Source organism: Kitasatospora sp. NPDC040550, assembly GCF_055594965.1.
Genome location: NZ_JBVIWC010000008.1, coordinates 36,066 through 54,000 on the forward strand (window position 1 = coordinate 36,066; position 17,935 = coordinate 54,000).

23 protein-coding genes are annotated in these 17,935 nt (G+C 73.6%); 8 read left to right on the top strand and 15 right to left on the bottom strand.

The window, feature by feature from the left end:
* Positions 1–60: 60 nt before the first annotated feature.
* The 3 genes from ACZ58X_RS14050 to ACZ58X_RS14060 are packed head-to-tail and all read right to left on the bottom strand — an operon-like array spanning position 61 to position 1,357.
* The gene (locus tag ACZ58X_RS14050; RefSeq protein WP_470333908.1) at positions 61–252 is read right to left on the bottom strand and encodes a DUF397 domain-containing protein; all 192 of its coding nucleotides are present in this window, start codon (positions 250–252) and stop codon (positions 61–63) included.
* A gap of 57 nt (positions 253–309) precedes the next feature.
* A complete protein-coding gene (locus tag ACZ58X_RS14055; RefSeq protein WP_470333909.1) occupies positions 310–501 on the bottom strand; it encodes a DUF397 domain-containing protein in 192 nt (63 codons plus the stop codon).
* Entirely contained in the window at positions 494–1,357 is an 864-nt protein-coding gene (locus tag ACZ58X_RS14060; protein ID WP_470333910.1) for a helix-turn-helix domain-containing protein, read from the bottom strand. Before ACZ58X_RS14060 ends, ACZ58X_RS14055 begins: the two co-directional genes overlap by 8 nt.
* Before the next feature lie 264 nt (positions 1,358–1,621).
* Between ACZ58X_RS14060 and ACZ58X_RS14065 the strand changes: the two genes are divergently transcribed.
* Together ACZ58X_RS14065 and ACZ58X_RS14070 are read left to right on the top strand one after the other, a co-directional pair.
* The gene (locus ACZ58X_RS14065; RefSeq protein ID WP_470333911.1) at positions 1,622–1,987 is read left to right on the top strand and encodes an ATP-binding protein; all 366 of its coding nucleotides are present in this window, start codon (positions 1,622–1,624) and stop codon (positions 1,985–1,987) included.
* An 11-nt stretch (positions 1,988–1,998) separates the two neighbouring features.
* Entirely contained in the window at positions 1,999–2,268 is a 270-nt protein-coding gene (locus ACZ58X_RS14070; protein WP_470333912.1) for a hypothetical protein, read from the top strand.
* A 189-nt stretch (positions 2,269–2,457) separates the two neighbouring features.
* On the opposite strand, the gene ACZ58X_RS14075 is transcribed toward ACZ58X_RS14070, so the two are convergent.
* Positions 2,458–2,826, bottom strand: a complete 369-nt coding sequence (locus ACZ58X_RS14075; RefSeq protein ID WP_470333913.1) for a nuclear transport factor 2 family protein — start codon at positions 2,824–2,826, stop codon at positions 2,458–2,460.
* A gap of 70 nt (positions 2,827–2,896) precedes the next feature.
* Here ACZ58X_RS14075 and ACZ58X_RS14080 point away from each other — a divergent pair, with 70 nt between their 5' ends.
* Together ACZ58X_RS14080 and ACZ58X_RS14085 are read left to right on the top strand one after the other, a co-directional pair.
* A complete protein-coding gene (locus ACZ58X_RS14080; RefSeq protein WP_470333914.1) occupies positions 2,897–3,772 on the top strand; it encodes a LysR family transcriptional regulator in 876 nt (291 codons plus the stop codon).
* Between the two features lie 65 nt (positions 3,773–3,837).
* Positions 3,838–4,254: a nuclear transport factor 2 family protein gene (locus tag ACZ58X_RS14085; protein ID WP_470333915.1), complete on the top strand. Its 417-nt coding sequence runs from the start codon at positions 3,838–3,840 to the stop codon at positions 4,252–4,254.
* A gap of 4 nt (positions 4,255–4,258) precedes the next feature.
* Here ACZ58X_RS14085 and ACZ58X_RS14090 read toward each other — a convergent pair whose 3' ends face one another.
* Positions 4,259–4,846: a TIGR03086 family metal-binding protein gene (locus ACZ58X_RS14090; RefSeq protein ID WP_470333916.1), complete on the bottom strand. Its 588-nt coding sequence runs from the start codon at positions 4,844–4,846 to the stop codon at positions 4,259–4,261.
* Positions 4,847–4,948: 102 nt separating this feature from the next.
* Here ACZ58X_RS14090 and ACZ58X_RS14095 point away from each other — a divergent pair, with 102 nt between their 5' ends.
* Positions 4,949–5,740 (top strand): AraC family transcriptional regulator, encoded by a 792-nt coding sequence (locus tag ACZ58X_RS14095; protein ID WP_470333917.1) that lies wholly within the window; start codon positions 4,949–4,951, stop codon positions 5,738–5,740.
* Positions 5,741–5,752: 12 nt separating this feature from the next.
* On the opposite strand, the gene ACZ58X_RS14100 is transcribed toward ACZ58X_RS14095, so the two are convergent.
* The 5 genes from ACZ58X_RS14100 to ACZ58X_RS14120 all read right to left on the bottom strand — a co-directional run bounded on the left by ACZ58X_RS14100 (position 5,753) and on the right by ACZ58X_RS14120 (position 10,594).
* Positions 5,753–6,448, bottom strand: a complete 696-nt coding sequence (locus tag ACZ58X_RS14100; protein ID WP_470333918.1) for a VC0807 family protein — start codon at positions 6,446–6,448, stop codon at positions 5,753–5,755.
* A gap of 187 nt (positions 6,449–6,635) precedes the next feature.
* Positions 6,636–7,625: an ABC transporter substrate-binding protein gene (locus ACZ58X_RS14105; protein ID WP_470333919.1), complete on the bottom strand. Its 990-nt coding sequence runs from the start codon at positions 7,623–7,625 to the stop codon at positions 6,636–6,638.
* A gap of 70 nt (positions 7,626–7,695) precedes the next feature.
* Positions 7,696–8,520 (bottom strand): ABC transporter ATP-binding protein, encoded by an 825-nt coding sequence (locus tag ACZ58X_RS14110; RefSeq protein ID WP_470333920.1) that lies wholly within the window; start codon positions 8,518–8,520, stop codon positions 7,696–7,698.
* Entirely contained in the window at positions 8,520–9,566 is a 1,047-nt protein-coding gene (locus ACZ58X_RS14115) for a FecCD family ABC transporter permease (RefSeq protein ID WP_402489130.1), read from the bottom strand. The genes ACZ58X_RS14110 and ACZ58X_RS14115 overlap by 1 nt, the downstream gene beginning before the upstream one ends.
* The gene (locus ACZ58X_RS14120; protein ID WP_470333921.1) at positions 9,563–10,594 is read right to left on the bottom strand and encodes a FecCD family ABC transporter permease; all 1,032 of its coding nucleotides are present in this window, start codon (positions 10,592–10,594) and stop codon (positions 9,563–9,565) included. Before ACZ58X_RS14120 ends, ACZ58X_RS14115 begins: the two co-directional genes overlap by 4 nt.
* Positions 10,595–10,693: 99 nt before the next feature.
* On the opposite strand from ACZ58X_RS14120, the gene ACZ58X_RS14125 reads away from it, so the two are divergent.
* Complete coding sequence (locus tag ACZ58X_RS14125; protein ID WP_470333922.1) at positions 10,694–11,332, top strand: HAD family hydrolase; 639 nt, start codon at positions 10,694–10,696, stop codon at positions 11,330–11,332.
* Positions 11,333–11,394: 62 nt separating this feature from the next.
* On the opposite strand, the gene ACZ58X_RS14130 is transcribed toward ACZ58X_RS14125, so the two are convergent.
* Entirely contained in the window at positions 11,395–11,634 is a 240-nt protein-coding gene (locus ACZ58X_RS14130; RefSeq protein ID WP_470333923.1) for a hypothetical protein, read from the bottom strand.
* Positions 11,635–12,132: 498 nt separating this feature from the next.
* Between ACZ58X_RS14130 and ACZ58X_RS14135 the strand changes: the two genes are divergently transcribed.
* On the top strand, positions 12,133–12,516 hold the full coding sequence (locus ACZ58X_RS14135) for a cold-shock protein (RefSeq protein WP_350504961.1): 384 nt from the start codon (positions 12,133–12,135) through the stop codon (positions 12,514–12,516).
* Between the two features lie 13 nt (positions 12,517–12,529).
* Here ACZ58X_RS14135 and ACZ58X_RS14140 read toward each other — a convergent pair whose 3' ends face one another.
* The 4 genes from ACZ58X_RS14140 to ACZ58X_RS14155 form a co-directional block, all read right to left on the bottom strand.
* On the bottom strand, positions 12,530–13,381 hold the full coding sequence (locus tag ACZ58X_RS14140) for a menaquinone biosynthesis family protein (protein WP_470333924.1): 852 nt from the start codon (positions 13,379–13,381) through the stop codon (positions 12,530–12,532).
* Positions 13,374–14,135, bottom strand: coding sequence for a futalosine hydrolase (locus ACZ58X_RS14145; protein ID WP_470333925.1), 762 nt, complete (start codon positions 14,133–14,135; stop codon positions 13,374–13,376). Before ACZ58X_RS14145 ends, ACZ58X_RS14140 begins: the two co-directional genes overlap by 8 nt.
* Positions 14,136–14,146: 11 nt before the next feature.
* Positions 14,147–14,677: a hypothetical protein gene (locus ACZ58X_RS14150; protein ID WP_470333926.1), complete on the bottom strand. Its 531-nt coding sequence runs from the start codon at positions 14,675–14,677 to the stop codon at positions 14,147–14,149.
* An 83-nt stretch (positions 14,678–14,760) separates the two neighbouring features.
* Positions 14,761–16,125 carry an MFS transporter gene (locus ACZ58X_RS14155; RefSeq protein ID WP_470334110.1) on the bottom strand — a complete coding sequence of 455 codons (1,365 nt, stop codon included), beginning with the start codon at positions 16,123–16,125 and terminating at the stop codon, positions 14,761–14,763.
* Positions 16,126–16,778: 653 nt separating this feature from the next.
* On the opposite strand from ACZ58X_RS14155, the gene ACZ58X_RS14160 reads away from it, so the two are divergent.
* Positions 16,779–17,660, top strand: a complete 882-nt coding sequence (locus ACZ58X_RS14160; protein WP_470333927.1) for a DUF3027 domain-containing protein — start codon at positions 16,779–16,781, stop codon at positions 17,658–17,660.
* The last annotated feature ends 275 nt before the right edge of the window (positions 17,661–17,935 follow it).

The window sequence follows — 17,935 nt, forward strand, 5'->3', positions numbered from 1 at the left end:
CATTCGGCCCTCCTTGGCTCGGTTGGCCCGTCGCGCGGTCGGGCGCGACGGGCTGGGAGGCTAGGCGTGGTGGTCGAACTCGCGGGCCTTGATGCCCTGGAGGAGGGCGGAGAGGGTGGCCGGGGTGGTGCGGAGAATGAGGTGGCCCTCGTCGGACTCGCGGAGTTCGACTGCCCGGCCGGCGGCACGCACCTCCACGCACTCGCTGGACGCCCCGCTGTAGCTGGACTTCTGCCACTCTGACTTGCGCATTCGGCCCTCCTTGGCTCGGTTGGCCCGTCGCGCGGTCGGGCGCGACGGGCTGGGAGGCTAGGCGTGGTGGTCGAACTCGCGGGCCTTGATGCCGTTGAGCAGGGAGGCGAGGGCTGCGGGGGTGGTGCGGAGGATGAGGTGGCCTTCGTCGGACTCGCGGAGTTCGATAGCGCCGTCTACGGCGCGGACTTCGACGCAGGTGTCGTTTGCTCCGGAGTAGCTGGACTTCTGCCACTTGAACTTAGTCATGTTTGTCTTCCATCTCTGCCTTGACAGCCTGAATGAACGATCGAGACTCATCCTCCGACAAGGCGACGGACTCCATGCGGCCGAGAGTCTCCCGGAACGCGGCCAGGTGGGGTGGAGCGTCATAGAGGTGGTTGCCGTGGCCCGAGTCCATTTGGACAGTGTCGAGCTCGGGCACTGCACCGTTGGCGTAGGTGAAGTTCTCGCTGGGGCCGGGCAACGTCTCGACATCGAACGGTACGACTCGGATCGAGATTCCCGGAGTGTAAGAGTCTTCGATGAGAGCGCCGAGCTGGTCGGCGAGGATCTTTGGACCGCTGAACTGCATCCGCAGTGCTGCCTCGTGGATGAACCCTGTGTAGGGAACGTCTCCGGACCTGACGATCTGCTGTCGCTGCATGCGGAAGGCAGTTCTGAGATCGACTTCATGAGGAGCTGGGGCGGGGAAAGCCCGGCTGAAGACTGCCGAGGCGTAGGCGCTTGTCTGAAGTAGCCCAGGGAGGAAGGTGATCGTGAAGGTGGCGAGTCTTTGCGCGTGGCCCTCAACTTCGGCCACATCGAGGAAGTCGTCTGAGAGGGTGCCGCGATACTCCTCCCACCACCCCTTGCCTCGCTCACCGATGAGGGTGGCGAGAGCTTCGATGAGGGGCTCGTTGACACAGCTGCAGGCAGCGGCGATCACGCGCAGTCGGTCAGTGCTGATGCCGATCCTGCCTGACTCCATCTGCGTCACCTGGGCTGGGCTCATGCCGACCATCCGGCCAAGTTCAGTGCCGCCGAACCCGGCCTGCTCGCGCATTCTCCGAAGCTCGATTCCGAGTCGGCGCTGGCGGAGTGTTGGGTTCGAACGAGGAGGCATGACTTCCTTCCAGGTGCAGTGAGGCCCAGTCTGCCGCGCTGGCTGAGCGCGAGGCCATCAGTTACCACCGTAGAGGGAACTTTCCGCGAGTGTGGAAATTTGGATACTCGTGTGCGTTATGGTCGATGTCACATCGATCCGACGGATCGTCAGTAACGCTTGCTAGCAAGCGCCGCAGAGCAGCTATGCCCATTTGCCTGGCCTGGCTCACGGCGACATCTATCCGCCGGATCCCCCTTCTCAACCACGCCCGGGAGAACTCCCATGCGTCACCTCAACACGCCCTCGCTCGCCCTCGGCCGCCAGTCCCTCCAGGACGCCATGGTCCGCCTCGGCTGGCCCGCCTCCACCATCTTCGAGGCCGAACTCTGCCTCTACGAGCTCCTCGTGAACGCCTGGCGGCACGGCAACACCCCCGCCCCCGTCGTCCAGATCCTCGCGATGACCCGCAACACCCTCCGGGTCTCCGTCTCCGACGAGAGCCCGCTCTTCCCCGACCTGCACGCCCCCTCCGTCCTCGCCGAGTCCGGGCGCGGCCTCCAGCTGGTCGAGGGCCTCACCACCCGCTGGGGCGTGGACCCCCGGGAGCACGGCAAGTCGATCTGGTTCGAGCTGGACGGCGCCCAGTGACCCGCCAGCCCATGCAGCCCACCGACCCCCGGATCCGGGCCTTCACCGAGGACCACATCCTCAGCCTCCTCGCCGAACTCCACGAGCGCGGGCGCAGGTTCGGCCTGATCTTCCCCTCGGCCGCCACCGACCGGACCCTCGACGGCCGCGTCCTGGTCTGCTTCAACACGGCCCCGGCGTCGACGCTCCTCAACCTCCTCACGCTGCTCCTCGACGCCGACCGCGACCGCGACCGCGACCGCGACCGAGACCGTGACCGCGAGCGCCCGTGCGGTTCCTGATCGCCGCCGCCTTCGCGACGCTCCTCGCCCTCGCGATCGCCACGGTCGTGCTGGGTGTCATCACCGCCCTGAGGGTGATGACACCCGACGAGGACGCCTGAGCGCGAACAGCCGAAGAGGGCCGCCACCGCCCCCGGCGATCACGACCCCCGTCTCCCGTGCTGTTCGGCCCGCCCCGCTCGGCCCTCCTCAGGCTTTCTTCTCGAATCCCGCCAGCACCTCGCGCGGGTCGAAGGTGACCCGGATCCGCGCGATCCTCCCGTCCTCCACGTGCATCCAGTTCGCCGTCGGCGCCGGCGGCGCGATGCTGGTGTTCAGCTCGAACCAGGTGATGACCTCGTCGCCCTCCGCCACCCGCATCTTCACGTCGATCTTCTCCAGCACCTGACCGAGCCCCCGCAGTCCGCCCAGCGCCTGGTCGATCCCGGCCGCGGTGCCGAGCGGGCCCACGAAGTCGACGTCCTCGGCCAGCAGGCCCCGGATGGTGTCGAAGTCACCCGCCTCCCAGGCGGTGAAGTAGGTCTCGGCCAGCTCTCGCGCGTTCTTCGTCGTCGTCATGCCTCCATCCTCCCGCCGCCCCGACCATCCGTCCAACAGATAGAACCGATCCCAGCTATCATCCTCAGATATGGAGATGCACCAGCTGCGCTACTTCGCCGCCGTCGTCGACGAGGGCTCGTTCACCGCGGCTGCCGCCCGCCTGCACGTCAGCCAGTCCGGCGTCAGCACCCAAGTTGCCAAGCTGGAAAAGGAGTTGGGCCAGCAACTGCTGGACCGCGCCGGCCGCCGCATCCACCTCACCCCGGCCGGGGAGGCCATCCTCCCGCTCGCCAAGAACGCCCTGGCCACCCTCGACGCCATCCGGCACACCGCCGCCGAGTTCGCCGACGCCGTACGCGGCCGGGTCCGGCTCGGCATGATCATGGGCTGCTCGATCCCGCCCTTCCTGGACACCGTCGCCGACCTCGGCCGCACTCACCCCGGCATCGAACTGAGCCTGCACGAGGGGCACTCCGACCTGCTCCAGGCCCAGGTCCTGGCGGGCGCCCTCGACCTCGCCCTGATCGGCTACGCGGGCGAGGTGGCCACCGGGCTGGAGGTCGGCGTGGTCGTGGACGATCCGATCGCCGCCGTCGTCCCCGTCGGCCACCGCCTCGACCGCCCCGGCCTGACTCTCGTCGACCTGCGCGGCGAGAAGATCCTCTGCCTCTCCCCGGGCACCGGTCTCCGCGCCGCCTACGACCGCTCCTGCGCGCAGCTCGGCCTCGAACCGCGGGTGGACATCGAGGCGAGCTCCCCGGCGGCCGTGCTCCGCCTGGCCGAGCGCGGCGCCGGGGTGGCCGTCCTCAGCGCCTCCGCCGTGGAGGGCGCCGGCCTGCGGGCCGTCCCGCTGACCGACGCCGGTACGAACGCCCGCCTCGGCCTGGTCGCCCGCCGCGACCAGCACTCCCCGGCCGTCCGCCTCCTCCACACCAAGCTCACGACGGCGATGCGCGCCGACTGAAACCGCCCTCCCCGCGCCGGCCCGTGATGGGATGGCCTCCTGTGCCCGAGCCCGAGGAGGCCGCTGTGTCCCGCACACCGCAGCAGATCTTCCTGAGCTACGTCCACGCCGGCGCCATGACCAGGAACGCCGACGCCCTCGCCGAGTGCTTCACCGAGGACGGCGTCCTCGAGGCGCCGCTGATGCCCGCCGGCGCCGCCTTCCCCCGGCGGCTGGAGGGCCGCGAGGAGATCCGCAGCGCCATGGCGGCGTACTACGAGCAGCACCGGGCGAAGGGCGGGCGCCCGCCGAACGTCGAGAAGTCCGCCTACGTGCTGCACACCACCGCCGACCCCGACGTGTTCATCGCCGAGATCGACACGGTCTTCGACGGGGACGACGGCGAGGAGGAGCGGGCGGTCTCCCTCGTGCAGATCGTCCGCGTCCGCGACGGGAGGATCGCCCGCCTGCGGGACTACTTCTCGCCCGACCTGATGGACTGAGCGGTCAGGCCTTCCAGCGCGGGTCACGCCCCGACGCCGCCAACGCGCGCTCCCACGCCGAGGCGTCCTCGGGCACCGCGACGGGCTCCGCGAACCCGCCGTACTGCCGGAACAGTTCGGCGTTCTCCGCGACGATCTCGCCCACCAGCAGCGCGAGTTCGTCATCGACCTCGATGCTCCCACCCACCGCCCGGGACACGTCCCAGCCGTGCAGCAGCAGCTCCAGGACCAGCATCCGGGCGATCCCCACCGCCGGGAACGGCGACCCGCCGAGGTCGACGTCCCCCTCCCAGGCGGCCGGGTCGCCCCAGGCCGCCACCGCCCGCTCCACCTGGGCCGCGTACTCGGCGCGCCAGTCCGCGTCCGCCGTGAAGTCCCGCTCGATCAGTGCCACCGGCAGTTCGGTGCGCCGGGCCCGGTGCTCCAGGCCGTGCGAGGTGTACAGCACCCAGTGGTTGATCAGTGTCCGGGTGTCGAACTCCCCGCAGGGCGTCGGCGCGTCCAGGGCCGCCCCGGCCGGGACGCCGGTGGCGACCTCGGAAGCGACGGCGGCGGCACGCGCCAGGAGGGGGTGCAGGGGGTGAGCGTTCATGCCCCGATCGTGCGCCGGGGGGCGCCGCCCGGTCTTGAAGAAACGCGACGACCGCGAAGAGACGCGACGACCGTGAAGAAGCGCGACGACTAGCCTGGTGCCATGGCTGCCCCCGATGCCCCCGACCTCGGCCGTGGCGTGCTCCACCCGGCCCGGGCCGCCGAGCTGATCGGCGTGGAGCGGGTGGCGCCCGCGCCCGCCGTGGCGCGCTTCGTGGAGTTCTACTGGGTGGTCCGCTGGGACCTGGCCGGCCACCCGCCGTACGAGCAGAAGGTGCTCGCCCACCCGAACGTCCACCTGGTCTTCGAGGCCCCGCGGGCCCGCGTCTACGGGGTGGACCGCTCGCTCTTCGTCCGCCGTCTCGAAGGCACCGGGCATGTCCTGGGCGTGAAGTTCCGCCCCGGCGCCTTCCGGCCCTTCGCGGGGCATGCGGTGAGCGCCCTGGCCGACCGGTCCGTCCCCGCCGCCGACTACTTCGGGCCCGGGGCGGACGAGGCCAACGCCCTGGTCCTGGACGGGCCGAGCGCGGCGCGGGCCGACGCCTTCCTGCTGCCGCTGCTGCCCGCGCCCGACCCGGTCGCCGAGGAGGTCGCCGCGATGGTGGAGCGGATCACCGGCTCCCCGGACCTGCGCCGGGTGGACGAGCTGGCCCGCGAGCTGGGCCTGACCGTCCGCCGCCTCCAACGGCTGTTCGCCGAGTACGTCGGCGCCTCCCCGAAGTGGGTGCTGCGCCGGGCCAGGCTCCACGAGGCCGCCGAACGCGCCTCGGAGGAGGGGAGGTTGGACCTGGCGGCGCTCGCCGTCGAACTCGGCTACGCCGACCAGGCCCATCTCACCCGGGACTTCACCGCGGCGGTCGGCATCTCACCGGCCCGCTACGCGAGTTCGGGCTGAACTCCGCACGGCTCAGGCGGCCGCCGTCGCAGCCGCGGCCGCCTCGGCGGCGGCCCGGCCACGGGCGCTGGCCCGCTTGGCGTAGGTGATGGTGAAGTAGATCAGCCCGCCGAGCACCGCGAACGGGAGGATGCTGTTGATGGTCACCACTGTGCCGTGCGAGAGCGTGTAGACGAACACGATCCGCAGCGCGGCCTCCAGGATGAACGCGGTGCCCCAGACGATGGTCAGGTTGCGCTGCACCAGCCGGAAGCCCGGGTACTGCCACATCGAGTTCCACCAGGAGACCATCTCCGGGGTGCCGTCGGTGGCGAACTTGCGGCCGAAGTAGAACATGATCGGCTTGGGCGCGGCCAGCGAGCCGAGATACAGCACGCCGAGCAGGCCCGAGACGAAGGAGTCCTTGGCCAGCAGCATCTTCGGGTCGGTCGGGCCGACCAGCGAGACGACGAGGGTCAGCGCCACGAAGACCAGCGAGACGACGGCGAACTCGTCGATCCGGCGGTGCCAGGCGAGGTAGATCACCGTGTCGAGGACCGGGCCGAGGCCGGAGAGCAGGATGGCGGTGGACTCGCTGTAGCCGTGGTCGTGCAGCTGGTTGTAGATCATGATCGGCGCGACCACGTTGAAGGCGATGCTGATCAGCCAGCCGAGCGCGGCGGCCTTGCCCTTGCGGGCAGGGGCGGTCGGAGCTACCGCAGTTGACATGGTGGTGTCCCCCGGACGAAATGGTGTGAATGGGCGGCGCCATTGTGGCGGAAGCGCCGGTCGGCTGCACAACCCGACGATGTCGACTAATCGTCAGTGGGCGGACGAGGCCGCGCCCATGCCGTCCCCCGGCTCGGCCCCGGCCCGGCCCCGGCTCGGCCTCGGCCAGGCCCCGACCGCGCCCCGCCTAGGCCCCGAGGAACCGCTGGAGCTCGTCCAGCATGAAGTTCGCCCCGGTGTACCCGATCCCCTGGAACCACAGCTGGTCGTCCACCGGGAACGCCCGGTGCGCCTTGACCGCCCCGAGGCCCTGCCAGCCCGGGCTCGCCAACGCCGCCTCCTCGCCGGCCCGCTCCGGATCGCCGTAGGTCGCGTACAGCAGCAGGTCGCCGTCCGCCTTGCCGATCTGGTCCAGCGGGATCTCGAAGTCGGACTGCTCGACGTTCTGCGCGTCCGGCCGCCCGACCGCGGCGTCGGCGAGCACCGACCCGGGGAAGCTCTGCCGCCCGAACAGCCGGATCCCGCCGCCCTCCGTGAACCGCACCAGGCTCACCTTGCGCCCGGACAGCTTCGCCGCCGCCAGCGCCCCCGCCACCTGCCCGGCGTGCTTCTGGTACGAGGCGACGAAGGCCGCCCCGGCCGCCACCCGGCTCAACGCCTGGGCGTGCAGCTGGAAGTTCGCCTTCCAGGGCGCCCCGGTGGTCTGGGTGAGCACGGTCGGGGCGATCGCCCGCAGCTGCTCGTACCGGTCGCCGTCCCGGGTCTGGTCGGACAGGATCAGGTCCGGCCGCAGCGCCCGGAGGGCGGCGAGGTCGGGCGCGCCGGCCGGGCCGACCAGCCGGACGCCCGCCGTGCGGGAGGCCGGCCAGTACGCGGGGAAGCCGGTGTCGGCGGCCGGGAGCGCGGCCCCGACCGGGGTGATGCCCAGGGTCAGGGCGGAGTCGAGCACGTCGGTGTCCAGTACGACCACCCGCACCGGCTCGCCCGGCACCTGCACCGGCCCGGTCGCGGCGTTCACCGTCACCGGCGGCAGCGGGGTGGGGGAGGGCGTGCCGCTCGCCTCGAAGTCCGCGGCGGGCGGCTGGGAGCCCCCGGAGCCGCTGCACGCCGCGAGCGCGGCGGCCCCGCCGAGTCCGCCGAGCCCGGCGAGGAACGTACGGCGGGAGATCCGGGGCATCGGCGGGTCCTCGGGCGGTGAGGCTGCGGTGGGCCCGTCGATTATGTCCGAAATGGCGGCTAAAAGGCCGTTAAGCGTCCACGGCCCCGGCCGTTTCGGCCGTCGCCGCCCACGGCGCCCCCGGCACAACGAGCGGAGTGCCCGTCACCGGATCCGGCACCACCACCGAGTCCAGCCCGAACACCTCGCGCACCAGCTCCGCCGTCACCACCTCGCCCGGCGGACCCTCGGCGACCACCCGGCCGTCCCGCATCGCCACCAGGTGGTCCGCGTACCGGGCCGCCTGGTTGAGGTCGTGCAGCACGGCGACGACCGTCCGGCCGCGCTCCACGTTCAGCCGGCGCACCAGGTCCAGCACCTCCACCTGGTGCGCGATGTCCAGATAGGTGGTCGGCTCGTCCAGCAGCAGGATGTCGGTGCCCTGGGCGAGCGCCATCGCGATCCAGGCCCGCTGGCGCTGCCCGCCCGACAGCTCGTCCACACTGCGCTCGGCCAGCTCAGCCGTCGAGGTGCGCTCCAGCGCCTCGGCGACGGCCTCCTCGTCCTCCGCCGACCACTGCTGCCACCAGCTCTGGTGCGGCTGGCGGCCGCGCGAGACCAGGTCCGCCACCGAGATGCCCTCGGGCGCGGTCGGCGACTGCGGCAGCAGGCCGAGCCGCTGGGCGATCCGCTTGGTCGGGATCCGGGCCAGCTCCTCGCCGTCCAGCAGCACCGCGCCGCGCACCGGCTTCAACAGCCGGCCCAGCGCCCGCAGCAGCGTCGACTTGCCGCAGGCGTTCGGGCCGACGATCACCGTCACCCGCCCGTCCGGGATGCCGACGTCCAGGCCCTCGACGACCGTGCGCGCCTCGTAGGCCAGGGTGAGGCCCCGGGCCTCCAAGCGGGGAACGGACATCAGGAACCTCCACGGCGGGAACGGATCAACAGCCACATCAGGTACGGCGCGCCGACCATGCCGGTCACCACGCCCACCGGCAGCTCGGTCGGGGCGAGCAGCCGCCGGGCCACCAGGTCCGCCAGGACCACCACCAGCGCCCCGGTCAGCGCCGAGCACAGCAGCGGCACCTGCGCCGAGCGGGCCAGCCGCAGCGCGATCTGCGGGGCCATCAGCGCCACGAAGTCCACCGGCCCGGCGGCGCCCGCCGCACAGGAGGCCAGCACGATGCCCAGCAGCGCCATGCCCAGCCGGATCCGGTCCAGCCGCAGCCCGAGGCCCACGGCCGTCGCGTCGTCGAAGGAGATCGACCGCTGCGCCCGCGCCGCCCACAGCGCCACCGGCAGGGCCGCCAGCAGCACCCAGGCCAGCCACCCGGCCTGGTCGAAGCCGGTGCCGTTCAGGCTGCCGGTCATCCACACCTTCGCGGCCTGCGCCTGGAAGCCGTCGCCCTTGGTCAGGAAGACGGAGGTCAGCGAGGACAGCGCCACGCTGATCCCGATCCCGATCAGCACGAACCGCTGGGCGTGCAGCCCCCGCCGCCAGGCCAGCGCGTACACCAGCAGCCCGGCCGCCAGTCCGCCGCCGACCGCCGCGTACGGCGCCTGCCCGGTCGAGCCGACCACCCCGTACGCCATCAGCCCGACCACGGTGACGGTCGCGCCCCAGGTCACGCCCACCACGTCCGGGCTGGCCAGCGGATTGCGGGCGACGGTCTGCACCAGCGCCCCGGCCAGCCCGAGCGCCGCCCCGACCAGCAGCCCCACCACCACGCGCGGCAGCCGGAACTCCCCGACCACCAGCTCGTCCGGACTCGGCTGCCCCAGCACCACCTTGACCACCTCGCCCGGCGAGACGGTCGACTCGCCCAGGCACAGCGAGGCCACCACCGTCGCCGCCAGCACGACCAGCAGCCCGACGGCGGCCAGCGCCGAGCGCCGGTGCAGCAGGAACGAGGCCCGCCCGGCCCGCACCACCGAATAGCCGCGCAGCGAAACCGCGGTCATGCCGCCACCACCTTCCGCCGCCGCACCAGCGCCACCAGCACCGGCACCCCCACCAGCGCCGTCATCACGCCCGCCGGGACCTCCGAGGGCGGGAACAGCACCCGGCCCAGGGTGTCCGCGAGCAGCAGCAGGGCCGGGCCGAGGACGGCCGAGAAGGCGAGGATCCAGCGGTGGTCGGCGCCGGCCACCGCCCGGGCGGCGTGCGGCACGGCGAGGCCGATGAAGGCGATCGGTCCGGCCGCCGCGACCGCCGAGCCGGTCAGCACGGTGGCGCCCAGCGCGCCGACCGCCCGGACGGCGCCGGTCCTCGCGCCCAGCCCCTTCGCGGTGTCCTCGCCGAGCGCCAGCGCGTCCAGCCCGCGCGCCACCGCCACCACCAGCAGGGTGCCGACGGCCAGGAACGGCAGCAGCTGCCAGGCCACGTCCGCCGTCCGGCCGGAGAGCGAGCCGACGTGCCAGAACCGGAACTGGTCCATGGTGGCCGCGTCGGTGGTCAGCACCAGGGTGTTCAGCGAGGCGATGAACGCGGACATCGCCGAGCCGGCCAGCGCCAGCTTGATCGGTGTGGCCCCGCCCCGGCCGCGCCCGGCCAGGCCGTACACCAGCACGGTGGCGAGCACGGCGCCCGCGAAGCCGAACCAGACGTACCCGGTGAGGGTGGAGACCCCGAAGCCCGAGATGGCGACCACCACGCCCGCCGCCGCGCCCTGCGAGACCCCGAGGATGCCGGGGTCGGCGATCGGATTGCGGGTCAGGCCCTGCATCACCGCGCCGGCCAGCCCGAGCGCGGCGCCCACGGCCAGCCCGACCACCGTCCGGGGCACCCGCAGCTCGCGGATCACCACGGCGTCGGCGGAGCCGCCGCCGTGCAGCAGCGCGTCGACGGTCGCCGACAGCGGCACCGTCCGGCTGCCGACCGCCAGGCTCAGCAGCACCGCGACGGCCAGCACGGCCAGTGCGGCGGCGAGCCACAGTATTCGGTGACGGGGTGTCCGCCGCTTGCCCGGTGGTGCGGTGGTGTCGGTCATGAGCCCTCTCCGCGGAAAACTCAGGTAAACCTAAGTTCCGCCTCGGAGGCGGGGCAAATCGCCTCGTCCCGGCCCGGACCCGTTGGGTAGCCTGGCGGCATGCCCGCGACCCCGCCCGCCCCGCTCACCGTCGGCTTCGACCTGGACATGACGCTGCTGGACACCAGGCCAGGCATCCACGCCACCTACCGGGCGCTCTCCGCCGAGACCGGCGTCCCCGTCGACGCCGACCTCGTGGTCACCCGGCTCGGCCCGCCGCTGCTGGACGAGATCCGCAACTGGTTCCCGGCCGACGAGGCCGAGCGGGCCGCCGCCCGCTACCGCGAGCTCTACCGTGACCACGCCTTCGCCCCGACCGTGCCGCTGCCCGGCGCCCACGCCGCCGTCGAGGCGGTCCGCGCCCACGGCGGCCGGATCGCCGTGATCACCGGCAAGTACGAGCCGAACGCCCGCCTCCACCTGGAGCACGCCGGACTGGACGCGGACGTCCTGGTCGGCGACCTCTGGGCGGAGACCAAGGGCGAGGCGCTGCGCGCGCACGGCGCGACCATCTACGTCGGCGACCACCTCGGCGACATCGTCGGCGCCCGGCACGCGGACGCCGTCGCGGTCGCCGTGGCCACCGGCCCGTACGACGCCGACGAACTGCGCCAGGCCGGGGCCGACGTGGTGCTCACCGACCTCACCGGCTTCCCGGAGTGGCTCGACCGGCACCTGGCCGGCCACGACCCGGCCTGATCCACCGGACGCGGCCCGGGACTCCGGGGTCCTGGGACTTCCGGGCCCGGGGCTCCGGGGCCCTAGGACTCCTGGGGCGCGATCCGGGCGCGCTGGGCCCGGGCGTTCAGGAAAAGCCCGGTCAGCGCGGCCAGGAAACCGGCCGGCATCAGCATGCTCAGCCAGTACATGGCCGTCGGCAGCGGCGTCAGGTGCAGGAACAGCGGGACGAAGGTGACCAGGGTGGCGAGCGCGCCGATGCCGAAGACCACCGTCCCGGCCTTGACGTACACGTCGCCGGGGTCGGCGCTCTGGCTGCTCACGTCCGCTCACTCCTCCGAGCCGCGCCGGGCCGCCCGTCCGGGGCCCGGTCCGCGCCCCAGTCTGGCAGAACCGCCCCCGCGGCGGCCCACCGGAGCGGCTCGGTCACGTTGCGCAGTTTCCCGGCAGCGATGCGTTTTGATCCCTGCTGGGCGAGGGTATGCAGGGGGTGCCGAGGGGCGCTACAGGTGCGTCCCGTGTCCTCAGACCCGGGGGTGTGAGCCGATGGACTGCGCAGAACCGCGCCCCGGCCGTGCCAGTACCGGGTCGTCCGCGGCCGCGAGATCCCCGCGCTCCCGTCGGCCCGTCCGGCCCTCGGAACGCGGACCCATCGCGGACCGCTGATGAGGCAGTGACGGACCATTAGTCTGCTCCTGACAACGCGCCGGCCGTGAGCGCCCACGGGCGCCGAGCCGAGGTCGGCCGTCTTTCTCCCCACACCACCCAGTGATCCCCGGCCAGGGCCGGGATCCCTCACACCCATTCGAGGACTGTTCGAGATGCCCACCGGCCAGGTCAAGTGGTTCAACGAGACGAAGGGCTTCGGCTTCCTGTCGCGCGACGACGGTGACGACGTCTTCGTCCACACCAAGGCGCTGCCCGCCGGTGTCACCGTGCTGAAGCCGGGCCAGCGGGTCGAGTTCGGCGTGGTCGCCGGCCACCGCGGGGACCAGGCGATGGCCGTGCAGTTGCTGGACGCACTGCCGTCGGTGGCCGCCGCCCAGCGCCGCAGCGCCGACGACATGGCGCCGATCGTCCAGGACTTGATCACCACCCTGGACGCGGTGCTGCCCGGCCTCCAGCGCGGCCGCTACCCGGCCAAGCCGACCGGCCAGAAGCTGGCCGGCCTGCTGCGCGCGGTGGCCGACCAGTTCGACGTCTGAGGCCCGAAAGGGTCTAGAACGCGAGCGCACCCGGGTCGAGCGGGGGCACCAGCCCCGCTGCGGCGGCCCGGGTGAGCAGCGCGTGGACGGCCCGGTAGCCCTCCTCGCCGAGGTCGGCGGTGAACTCGTTGACGTACAGCCCGATGTGCTGGTCGGCCACGGCCGGGTCCATCTCCTGGGCGTGCGCCAGCACGTACTCCCGGCTGGCGGCCGGATCCGCCCAGGCCTGCCGGACGGACTCGCGGATCGTCGCGGCGAGCTCGCGCAGCCGCTCGGCGCCCAGCGAGCGCCGGGCCACGATCGCCCCCAGCGGGATCGGCAGGCCGGTCTCCGCCTCCCAGGCCTCACCCATGTCGGCCAGGCTGTGCAGGCCGTACTGCTGGTACGTGAAGCGGGCCTCGTGGATCACCAGGCCGGCGTCCACCCGGCCGTCCCGGACGGCGGGCATGATCTCGTGGAACGGCAGGACGACGATCTCGCCGAAGCCGCCCGGCACCGCCCGTGCCGCCCAGAGCCGGAACAGCAGGTAGGCGGTGGAGCGCTCGGAGGGCACCGCGACGGTCCGGCCGGCCAGGTCCGCGGGCGAGGCCACGCCCGGCAGGGTGAGCACCAGCGGCCCGCAGCCGCGCCCCAGCGCACCACCGCAGGGCAGCAGGGCGTACTCCTCCAGGACCCAGGGCAGCGCGCCGTAGCTGATCTTCAACACGTCCAGCTCGCCGCGCTCGGCCAGGCCGTTGGTGATGTCGATGTCGGCGAAGGTCACCTCGGGGGCGTCCGCCCCGGGGACGGCGCCGTGCGCCCAGGCGTGGAACACGAAGGTGTCGTTCGGGCAGGGCGAGTACGCGATGCTCAGCCGTTCAGCCACGGCCGGCCTCCTCGATCAGTTCTGGGACGGGAAGCGCGGCGAAGGCCCGCTCCAGGGCGGCCAGCGCCTCGCCGATCCGCCAGGCGGCCCGGTCGCGCGGGCCCACCGGGTTGGACACGGTGCGCAGCTCGAAGGCCGGCACGCCGAACCGGGCGGCGGCCTCGGCCACGCCGAAGCCCTCCATCGCCTCGGCCGCGGCCCCCGGGTGCCGGGCGGCCAGCGCGGCGGCCCGCTCGGCGCTGCCGGTCACCGTGGAGACGGTCAGCACCGGGCCGGTCACGGCCCGGACGTCCCGGTCCGCCAGGGCGCGTCCGGCCAGGGCGACGACGGCCGCGGGAGGGGTGTGCCGGGCGGTGCCGAAGCCCAACTCGGTGACGTCGGCGAAGCCCTCGGGGGTCTCGGCGCCGAGGTCGGCGGCCACCACCGCCGACGCCAGCACGGTGGCGCCGACCGGCGCGAGCGGCGCGAAGCCGCCGGCGATCCCGGCCGAGGCGACCAGACCGTACGGGCGGGCCGCCAGCGCGGCGCAGGCGCCGGCCGCGGCGGCCGCCGGGCCGACGCCCGCGGCCAGCACGTCCACCGGTGCGGCCGCGCAGCGGTGCAGGGTGCCGCCGGGCAGCGGCAGGTCGGCGGCACCGCCGGGCAGGCCGCGCAGCACCGCCTCGGCCTCGGCCGGCACCGCGACGACCACGAGCAGCCGGGCCCGTTCGGGGCCCGGCTGCCCGGGGTGCGCTTCGGAGACCTGCGCGGTCATCGCGGGGAGCGTCAGTCGTTCTTGGTGTTCAGCTGGAAGTACCAGACCGCGATCGGGCTCTCCGACTTCTTGTCGATCTCGACCACGGTGATCACGGTCTTGCCGCTGGAGTTCAGCACCTTGCCCGCGGTCTGGGAGCCGGAGAAGCTCGGGCCCTGGGCGTAGGAGAACAGGCTGGTCTGCCCGCCCTGGCTGCTGGCGCCACCGTTGGTGGAGGCCCACCAGCCGGTCTTGGCGACGTTCGGGCTGACGCCGACGCCGATCCGGTCGCTCGCCCGCACGTCGGACTGCGGCAGGCTGCCGTCGGCCAGGGCCTGCTTGGCCTTGGTCTGGCACTGGTCCTGCTGGTCGTCGGTCAGCGGGCTGCCGTCGTTCCAGCACAGCGGGTCCGTGACGGTCGACGTGGTGCCGACCTGGAGGGTGGCCCGGTGGGAGCTGTGCTCGGTCTGCCCGGCGGCAATCGCGACGGAGGTGCCCACCGTGGCGGCACCGACCACGACGACGGCGCCGAGGGCGGCGATGACACGGGTATTGAGGCTCATGCGACAGAATCTACCGGGCCCGGGCGATCACGCGACGCGGGGGTCGGCCACCGCGTGTTGCTCCGTCACGCCAACCGACCGGTTCAGGCCACCCTGGGCGCGGTCGGATGCCGCCGCAGGCCCAGCCGCAGCAGCGAGCGGGCCGTCCACAGCAGCACCAGGCCGACCACCGAGGCGGCGATCGACAGGCCCAGCACCCCGTTCAGCGGCAGCACGATGCCGACCCCGCCGCCGACCACCCAGGACATCTGCATCAGGGTTTCCGAACGGGCGAACGCCGACGTCCGCACCGCCTCCGGGACGTCCCGCTGGATCAGCGCGTCCAGCGCCAGCTTGCCCAGTGAGGCCGCCATCCCGGACACCGCGGCGACCAGAACCACCGTCACCACGCCGTACCAGAGCGCGGCCGCCGCCGTCACGCAGGTCGCCAGCAGCAGCATCGCGGTGACCGTCGCCTCCGGGCCCCGGGTGCGCAGCCAGGAGCCCAGCACCGAGCCCAGCGCGTTGCCCGTCCCGGCGGCCAGTGCCACCAGGCCCAGCGCCAGGGTCGGCCGCAGGCCGCCGATCGGGTCGGTGCGCAGCAGGAAGGCCAGGAAGAACACCAGGAAGCCGACCAGCCAGCGCATCCCCGCCATCGCCCGCAGCGCCAGCACCACCGAGGGGCCGACGGTGCGCAGCGAGGCCTTGACCTTCGGGGGCTTGTGGTGGATCAGGTGCGTGCCGCCGGCCGGCGCCTCGGCGGACACCTCGGCGTGCAGCACGGCCCGCTGCTCGCCCTTCGCCGAGTCCACCGTGTGCGGCAGGTGGAAGGCCATCAGGGTGCCGATCACGAACACCAGGAAGGCGCCGCGCAGCGGCCAGCCCGGCCCGATCAGGTGCAGCAGCCCGCCCACCGCGGCCGCCACCCCGGTGGCCAGCAGCCCGGCCAGGGTGACCCGGGAGTTCGCCTTCACCAGGGACAGCCGGCTCGGCAGCAGCCGGGGCACCACCACGCTGCGCACCACCCCGTACGCCTTGGACGCCACCAGCACGCCCAGCGCCTCCGGGTAGAGCGCGATGCCGCCGCCGGAGATCACCCCGGCCATCGTCCAGGCCAGTACGGCCCGGGCCAGCATCGACATCGCCATGGCGGCCCGGCGGCCGTGCGGCAGCCGGTCCAGCAGCGGCCCGATCACCGGAGCGAGCAGGGCGAACGGGGCCATCGTGATCAGCAGGTAGAGCGCGACCCGGCCGCGGGCCTCGCCGGTGGGGACGGAGAAGAAGATGGTGGAGGCCAGCGCGATGGTGATCAGCATGTCGCCGAAGGAGTTCAGCGCGTGCAGCTCGATCAGCTTCGCCAGGCCGGACTCGCCCGCGCCCTCGGCCGAGGTGGCCCGGCGGATCCGGCGGCCGGTGCCGTGCACCAGCTTGCCGGTGCGCAGGCCGGCGGCGGAGGCGGTGCGGACCAGGAAGTGGCGGTGGGGCTCGGAGGTCTCCTCGGCGGTCTCCCCGTCGAGGTCCGCGCTGAGGTCGGCGTCGAGGTCCGCGCTGAGGTCGGCGTCGAGGTCCGCGCCGAGGTTCCCGTCGTGGGCGCCGGCGGGGGAGTCCGGTCCGGTTTCGGCGGTTTCGGCGGCTGCCACGGAAACCCGGGCCGACTTTTTCAGACTGACCCGGGCGGCTGCGGACGGCCCGCCGCCCGCCACCGGCTGCGGTTCGCCCGCAGCGGGGACGGGAGACTGCTGTCGCGGCGCGACCCGCGCCTCGTCGGGGCTGCCGGCCTGCGAGGGGCGCAGTGCGTGCTGCGACGGGTTTTCGTCCGCCACAAGCCCATCCTGCCCCAGATTCGCCGGGGTGACGCGGGATTCGGCTCCGCTCGGCGCGGCCTCCGGAAGGTTCGGCTCCGCCCCGGACTGTGCCGGGGCGCCGACCGGCGGGTAGCCTGCCCCAAGGTCCGCCCGCGTGGGCGCCGGGGCGCCGGCAGGCCGGACGGGCGGCGCGGTCGGTACCCGTGGCGGCCCAGGGTCGCGCAGAATGGACGCGGGACTACCGAGCCGCGACGGAGAAGGCAACACGCCGTGGGCGACAGAAGAACTGGGAGAGAATCGACGCCGTGAGTGCTGCGATGCGAAGCCGTACCCCCGACCGGCTCTGTGCCGAGGCCGTCGAACTCGCCCGCCAGGCTGCCGAGGAGGCCGTCGGGCCCGAGGCCGTCGGCGCGCACCTCGGTGCGCAGGCGGACGCCGACCGCGTCGTCACCCACAGCTTCGAGTGCCTGGACGCGGCCTACCGCGGCTGGCACTGGGCGGTCACCGTCGCCCGCGCCCCGCGCGCGAAGAACGTCACCCTGGACGAGGTCGTGCTGCTGCCCGGCCCCGACGCGGTGCTGGCGCCGGAGTGGGTGCCGTGGAGCGAGCGGCTGCGCCCGGGCGACATGGGCCCCGGCGACCTGTTGCCCACCGGCGCCGACGACGCCCGGCTGGAGCCCGGCTGGACCGGCGAGGACGAGCCCGCGCCGAACTCCGCGGTCGCCCTGGCCGCCGAGGAGGACGTGGTCGTCAGCGACCCGCACGTCCAGCCCGCGCCGGCCCGCGCCCGGATCAACGCCGTCGCCGAGGAGCTCGGCCTCGGCCGCAGCCGGGTGCTCTCCCGGCTCGGCCTGCACCTGGCCGCGGACCGCTGGGAGAAGGTCCACGGCCCGCACACCCCGATGGCGCAGGCCGCCCCGGCCGCGTGCGGCAGCTGCGGCTTCCTGGTCCCGATCGGCGGCTCGCTCGGACAGGCCTTCGGCGTGTGCGGCAACGAGTTCGGTCCGGCCGACGGCCAGATCGTCTCCTTCGCGTACGGCTGCGGCGGGCACTCCGAGGCGGCCGTCATCCCGGCCCCGCCGGCGCCGTCCGAGCTGATCCTGGACGAGCTGGTGGTCGAGCCGCTGCAGCTCCACCCGGACCGGACCTCCGGCTCGGTCGAGCCGGACGCCCCGGCCGAGGAGCTCGGCCACTCCTGACGTTCCCCGGCCGCGGCCCGTCCCACTGAACCGGTGGGGCGGGCCGCGACGTTCCAGCAGGTAGGGGTGCCCGCCGGTGGCGGGGCCCCGCCCGCCTGCCGTCCGTGGGGACTCCCCCCAGCCCACGGGCGGCAGCAGGGCGGGCCGTCGGACCCGGCAGTGGGGTGCCGGCCCGGCGGTTCCGCCCCCTCCGCGTCCTCCGCCTCCGCCTCCTCGGCCCGCTCGGCCGCCCGCTGACCCGCTCCGCCGCCCCGCCTGTCGCTGCCGCTGATGCC

What these genes read in the sequence shown, in the direction of transcription:
- ACZ58X_RS14050 (WP_470333908.1), bottom strand. Translation starts at nt 252, where the DNA reads ATGCGCAAGTCAGAGTGGCAGAAGTCCAGCTACAGCGGGGCGTCCAGC.
- ACZ58X_RS14055 (WP_470333909.1), bottom strand. Translation starts at nt 501, where the DNA reads ATGACTAAGTTCAAGTGGCAGAAGTCCAGCTACTCCGGAGCAAACGAC.
- ACZ58X_RS14060 (WP_470333910.1), bottom strand. Translation starts at nt 1,357, where the DNA reads ATGCCTCCTCGTTCGAACCCAACACTCCGCCAGCGCCGACTCGGAATC.
- ACZ58X_RS14065 (WP_470333911.1), top strand. Translation starts at nt 1,622, where the DNA reads ATGCGTCACCTCAACACGCCCTCGCTCGCCCTCGGCCGCCAGTCCCTC.
- ACZ58X_RS14070 (WP_470333912.1), top strand. Translation starts at nt 1,999, where the DNA reads ATGCAGCCCACCGACCCCCGGATCCGGGCCTTCACCGAGGACCACATC.
- ACZ58X_RS14075 (WP_470333913.1), bottom strand. Translation starts at nt 2,826, where the DNA reads ATGACGACGACGAAGAACGCGCGAGAGCTGGCCGAGACCTACTTCACC.
- ACZ58X_RS14080 (WP_470333914.1), top strand. Translation starts at nt 2,897, where the DNA reads ATGGAGATGCACCAGCTGCGCTACTTCGCCGCCGTCGTCGACGAGGGC.
- ACZ58X_RS14090 (WP_470333916.1), bottom strand. Translation starts at nt 4,846, where the DNA reads ATGAACGCTCACCCCCTGCACCCCCTCCTGGCGCGTGCCGCCGCCGTC.
- ACZ58X_RS14095 (WP_470333917.1), top strand. Translation starts at nt 4,949, where the DNA reads ATGGCTGCCCCCGATGCCCCCGACCTCGGCCGTGGCGTGCTCCACCCG.
- ACZ58X_RS14100 (WP_470333918.1), bottom strand. Translation starts at nt 6,448, where the DNA reads ATGTCAACTGCGGTAGCTCCGACCGCCCCTGCCCGCAAGGGCAAGGCC.
- ACZ58X_RS14105 (WP_470333919.1), bottom strand. Translation starts at nt 7,625, where the DNA reads ATGCCCCGGATCTCCCGCCGTACGTTCCTCGCCGGGCTCGGCGGACTC.
- ACZ58X_RS14110 (WP_470333920.1), bottom strand. Translation starts at nt 8,520, where the DNA reads ATGTCCGTTCCCCGCTTGGAGGCCCGGGGCCTCACCCTGGCCTACGAG.
- ACZ58X_RS14115 (WP_402489130.1), bottom strand. Translation starts at nt 9,566, where the DNA reads ATGACCGCGGTTTCGCTGCGCGGCTATTCGGTGGTGCGGGCCGGGCGG.
- ACZ58X_RS14120 (WP_470333921.1), bottom strand. Translation starts at nt 10,594, where the DNA reads ATGACCGACACCACCGCACCACCGGGCAAGCGGCGGACACCCCGTCAC.
- ACZ58X_RS14125 (WP_470333922.1), top strand. Translation starts at nt 10,694, where the DNA reads ATGCCCGCGACCCCGCCCGCCCCGCTCACCGTCGGCTTCGACCTGGAC.
- ACZ58X_RS14135 (WP_350504961.1), top strand. Translation starts at nt 12,133, where the DNA reads ATGCCCACCGGCCAGGTCAAGTGGTTCAACGAGACGAAGGGCTTCGGC.
- ACZ58X_RS14145 (WP_470333925.1), bottom strand. Translation starts at nt 14,135, where the DNA reads ATGACCGCGCAGGTCTCCGAAGCGCACCCCGGGCAGCCGGGCCCCGAA.
- ACZ58X_RS14150 (WP_470333926.1), bottom strand. Translation starts at nt 14,677, where the DNA reads ATGAGCCTCAATACCCGTGTCATCGCCGCCCTCGGCGCCGTCGTCGTG.
- ACZ58X_RS14160 (WP_470333927.1), top strand. Translation starts at nt 16,779, where the DNA reads ATGCGAAGCCGTACCCCCGACCGGCTCTGTGCCGAGGCCGTCGAACTC.